The following is a 4,307-nucleotide window of genomic DNA, read 5'->3' as shown; positions in this document are numbered from 1 at the left end:
GAATCTTCGGGCGGATGGCGCGCCGCTCCAGCAGCAGGTCCCCGGGCGTCACGTAGCGGCCGAACCAGTAGATGTCCGACCAGATGTAGAGCAGCAGCGCGGCGGCGATTCCGAAGAGGTAGAAGCCGAACTCCTCGATGGGGATGTTCTTCACCCACTGCCCGCTGTGCAGGTCATACCCCCACACGTAGTAGCCGAGCACGGCCCCCTTGTTGGGGAAGGTGAAGAAGGCATTGCCGAAGGCCAGGTCCAGCACCACGCCCAGCCCGGAGAGCGACAGCACGGTGATCCAAAAGGTGCGCTGGGGGAGGTTGTACTTGGGGCTGGCGTGCAGCCAGAGGGCGATGGCCAGCACGGGGACGATCCACAGCGAGAGCGACCACGTGTAGCCCAGGGGCGTGGGATTCGCCGAGGTGGCCACGAGCTTGTAGGGGTGGACCACCGTGCGCAGGGTGAGGAAGGCCGGGAGGATGCCCACGGCGGCGATGACGGCCACCACCCAGGCACCGCCGGGGTCCACCGCACGGATACGCGAAGCGCTCTCGGAAAGGCCGTGGCCCTCCACAGCGTGGAGGGGCACCGCGACTTCAGGAGTCGGCTGCTGGGGGAGGTTGGCTGGCATGATGTGCTGGGGTGGGCGTATTGTGCACGGGTGAACGGATTAACGGCAAGAGAGCAGGCCCCCGTCGTCCCCGTAGGGCTCACCCAGGAGCAGACGCGACTGTTCTTCGTGGGTGCGACCATGGTCGCGTCGCTGGTGGGGAGCTTCCTGGCGAGCCACTTCCAGATGGGACCGAAGGCGGCCTTCGTCCTCACGCCCGCGCTGGCGGCCTCCTTCGTGGTGTACGCGGTCCGGACGCGTGACGGCTTCGTCGCGCGGATGATCCTCTTCGGGCTGGTGGTGGGCTTTGGCGAGCTGCCGGCCGATTACTTCGGCGTGGCGGTGAACAAGACGCTCGTCTACCCCCAGGCCGAGCCGCTCATCTGGGTGTCCCCCGCGTACATGCCGCTGTCGTGGATGGTGATGATGCTCCAGCTGGGCACGGTGGCCAACTGGCTCACGAGCAAGTGGGGGCTGCTCAAGACGACCGCGGCGCTGGCGGTGCTCGGCGGCCTCAACATCCCGCTCTACGAGACGCTCGCCCACCGGGCGGGCTGGTGGTCCTATCGCAACACCCCCATGCTCTTCGGGGTAACGCCCTACTACGTCATCCTCGCCGAGGTGCTGCTGAGCCTGGCACTGCCACTGGTGGTGTCGCACGTGGCCCAGGCGCGGGGGCCGAAGGTGGTGGCGCTCGGCGTGGCGCAATCCGTGTGGCTCCTGCTCACGGGCGTCTTCGCCTCCTGGCTGGTGGGGCTGGTGAGCCGATGAGTGGCGCCCTGGAGCTCGCCCCCAGCGTGACACTGCCACCCGGACCCTCGGGGCTGCCGCTGGTGGGCTCACTGTTCGAGGTGACGCGCCGGGGCATCATTCCCGTGATGTTGGAGTGCCAGGCGCACTACGGCGACGTCTTCCTGCTGAAGGTGGCCGGGCTGCGGCTGGTGGTGGTGGCCAACCCGGAGGGCGTGGAGCGGGTGCTGCGCGGCAACCGGGAGAACTACGTCAAGGGCTCCATCTACGACAACCTGCGGCAGATCGCCGGCGAGGGGCTCGCCACGGTGGAGGGGCCGCACTGGCGCACGCGGCGCAAGCAGCTCCAGCCCCTCTTCCAGACGCAGCGGACGCTGGCGTCGGTGGGACGACTGGCCACGCTGGTGGACGAGACGCTGGCGGAGTGGAACCGGGACGTGCGCGACGGGGACGAGGTGGACCTGTTCGAGGCCCTCAGTCCGCTGACGCTGCGGGTCATCAGCGAGCTGGTGTGCGGGGTGGAGCTGACGGACTCGCGGCGGCTCATCGGGGCCTTCCGGGAGGCGCTGGAGCTGCTGTTGGTGCGCGGCAGTCTGGAGCGCACCATTCCCCTGTCGGTGCCGACCCCCGGCAACGTGCGGGCCAGACGGGCGATGGCGACGCTGGATTCCATCGTCTACGCGGAGATCGACCGGGCGATGGAGGCGGGGGCGCGGCGCGAGGACGACCTGCTGGGGACGCTGCTGGCGGCGAAGGATGACACCGGGCAATCCCTGACGCGCCGCGAGCTGCGCGACGAGCTGGTGACGATGCTGCTGGCCGGGCACGAGACGGTGGCACTCACGCTCGTCTGGGCCCTGGAGCGGCTGGGGGCGAACCCCGAGGTGCTGCGGACCCTGACGGAGGAAGTGGACCGGGTGCTGCCGGAGGGGCGGGCGGTGGACGCGGCGGCGCTGCAGGAGTTGCAGTACACGCGCAGGGTGGTCCAGGAGGTGCTGCGCGTGCGCTCCCCCGCGTGGATCGTCGCGCGCACGTGCGTGGCGGACGACGAGGTGTGTGGCTTCCGCGTGCCCGCGGGGGCGACGGTGCTGATGACGCAGCACCTGCTGCACCGCCACCCGACCTGGTGGCGGGAGCCGGAGCGCTTCGACCCGGACCGCTTCCAACCCGAGGCCTCGCGAGGGCGCCACGAGTACGCCTATTTCCCCTTCAGCAAGGGGCCGCGCATGTGCATCGGCAGCCACCTGGGGCTGGTGGAGGCCACGGTGGCGCTGGCGCTGATGACGCGCCGGCTGTCCTTCGAGCCGGTGGGCACGGAGCCGGGCTTCAACGCGCTCAATGCCCTGCACCCCTCTCCGCCGTTGCGCATGCGCCTGCGCTGGCGGCGTTGAGCTTCAGCAGGTGAAGTCGCAGTAGGTCCAGGTGGCGACCTCGCGCCTTCACCCGCGGGTCGTCGGCGGTGAGGCCCTCGTTGAACTTCACCAGCACCAGATGCGTTCAGGCTACCTGGCGGCCGTGCTGCCGCCGCACCCACTGGACGATGCGGCGGCAGCCCTCTTCGAGCCGCGACTGCTCCGCGGCGAGGGAGATGCGCAACAACCCCGCGCCCTGCGCACCGAAGGTGGTCCCCGGCGCGGTGGCCACCTTCTGCTCGACCAGGAGCCGCCGCGCCAGCGCGTCCGAGTCCTGACCGAGCGCCGACACATCCACGAGCGCGTAGAAGGCGCCCCGAGGAACCGTCGCGAGCAGGCCGGCCGGCTGGAGGATGTCCACCACCGCATCACGCCGCGCCTTGTAGGCCGCGCACATGTCGCGCACGGCGTCCTGGGAGCCGCTCAGCGCCGCCTCGGCCGCCTTCTGCACCACCGTCGAGGCACAGGAGACGAAGGGCTCGGCCAGCCGGACCATCGTTTCGGTCACCTCGCGGCTCGCCACGGTGTAGCCCAGGCGCCAACCCGTCATGGCGTAGGTCTTGGAGAAACCAAAGCAGCCAATCACCCGCCCGTCGCGGTCGAAGCGCCCGGCCGAGACGTGCTCGCCCTCGAAGACGATCTCCTCGTACACCTCGTCCGAGAGCAGATACAGGTCGTGCTCGGCGGCGAACTCCACCAGGGCCCGCACCGTCTCCGGGCTGAAGACGCCGCCGGTCGGGTTGCTCGGCGTGTTGATCAACAGCACCTTGGTGCGCGGTGAGACGAGGCGCCGCAGGACCTCGAGGTCCGGCTGGTAGCCCGTCTCGCGTCGCAGCGGGTAGGGCACCGGCGTGGCACCACACGCGTGGGCCGCCCCCTCGTAGTTGGGCCAGCCAGGGTCCGGCAGCAGCACCTCATCGCCAGGGTCCAACGTGGCCATCAGCCCCATGGCGATGCCGAACACCGCGCCGGGACCGACGAGGATCTGCTCGGGCGACACCTCCAGGCCGTTGCGCTCGCGCAGCTTCAGGGCCAGTGCCTGCCGGAGCGAGCCGAGGCCCGCGGTGGGCGAGTACCCGGTGAAGCCGGCCCGGGCCGCCTCGTGGGCGGCCTCGATGACGTGGGCGGGGGTGCGGAAGTCCGGGTCGCCGACTTCCAGGTGGATGCATCCGGGCGTCTGGCGCGCCAGCTCCATCAGCGTACGAATGCCGGAACGCCGGATCAGGCTCGAACGTTGGGCCAGGGGTTTCATGTGTCACGGCCCTATAACATGAGCACCCGCGCCCACCATGACCCCCCCCGACGACGACAACCTCGAGGACTACGACCTCCCGTTCTTCCAGCGCCTCGTCATCCATTTCTGGGGAATGCTGCTCGGGCTCATCACCCGGCTCACGGACGTGCTGCTGCTGCTCTGGCGCCCGCGGCTGCTGAAGCCCTACTGGGGCATCTGGCTCGCCGAGCGCCTCCACTCCCCCTACCGCGCACGGCGCACCTTCGAGGTGGTCCGGGCACTGAAGGCCACGGGCCAGCGGTTCCGCGAG

General features: G+C 70.0%; 4 protein-coding genes and 1 pseudogene. 3 read left to right on the top strand and 2 right to left on the bottom strand.

What is annotated here, in order from left to right:
- On the bottom strand, positions 1-580 hold a 580-nt coding region (locus tag VF794_RS26205), incomplete at its 3' end, for a hypothetical protein (RefSeq protein ID WP_331115011.1).
- Between the two features lie 162 nt (positions 581-742).
- Here VF794_RS26205 and VF794_RS26200 point away from each other — a divergent pair.
- Both VF794_RS26200 and VF794_RS26195 read left to right on the top strand, forming a co-directional pair.
- Positions 743-1,372 (top strand): DUF6989 domain-containing protein, encoded by a 630-nt coding sequence (locus VF794_RS26200; protein ID WP_331115010.1) that lies wholly within the window; start codon positions 743-745, stop codon positions 1,370-1,372.
- Positions 1,369-2,742 (top strand): cytochrome P450, encoded by a 1,374-nt coding sequence (locus VF794_RS26195; protein ID WP_331115008.1) that lies wholly within the window; start codon positions 1,369-1,371, stop codon positions 2,740-2,742. The genes VF794_RS26200 and VF794_RS26195 overlap by 4 nt, the downstream gene beginning before the upstream one ends.
- A 106-nt stretch (positions 2,743-2,848) precedes the next feature.
- Here VF794_RS26195 and VF794_RS26190 read toward each other — a convergent pair whose 3' ends face one another.
- Positions 2,849-4,015 (bottom strand): pyridoxal phosphate-dependent aminotransferase, encoded by a 1,167-nt coding sequence (locus VF794_RS26190; protein WP_331115006.1) that lies wholly within the window; start codon positions 4,013-4,015, stop codon positions 2,849-2,851.
- A gap of 37 nt (positions 4,016-4,052) precedes the next feature.
- Here VF794_RS26190 and VF794_RS26185 point away from each other — a divergent pair.
- Positions 4,053-4,307 (top strand): annotated as a pseudogene (locus tag VF794_RS26185) (class I SAM-dependent methyltransferase); the annotation flags it as partial.

Source organism: Archangium sp. (assembly GCF_036389735.1).
Classification (GTDB): domain Bacteria; phylum Myxococcota; class Myxococcia; order Myxococcales; family Myxococcaceae; genus Archangium.
The sequence above is the reverse complement of the archived record's forward strand: the minus strand, read 5'-3'. Positions and strand labels throughout refer to the sequence as shown.

Excerpts from the sequence above, each read along its gene's own strand:
- VF794_RS26200 (WP_331115010.1), top strand. The coding sequence starts at position 743 with ATGGTCGCGTCGCTGGTGGGGAGCTTCCTGGCGAGCCACTTCCAGATG.
- VF794_RS26195 (WP_331115008.1), top strand. The coding sequence starts at position 1,369 with ATGAGTGGCGCCCTGGAGCTCGCCCCCAGCGTGACACTGCCACCCGGA.
- VF794_RS26190 (WP_331115006.1), bottom strand. The coding sequence starts at position 4,015 with ATGAAACCCCTGGCCCAACGTTCGAGCCTGATCCGGCGTTCCGGCATT.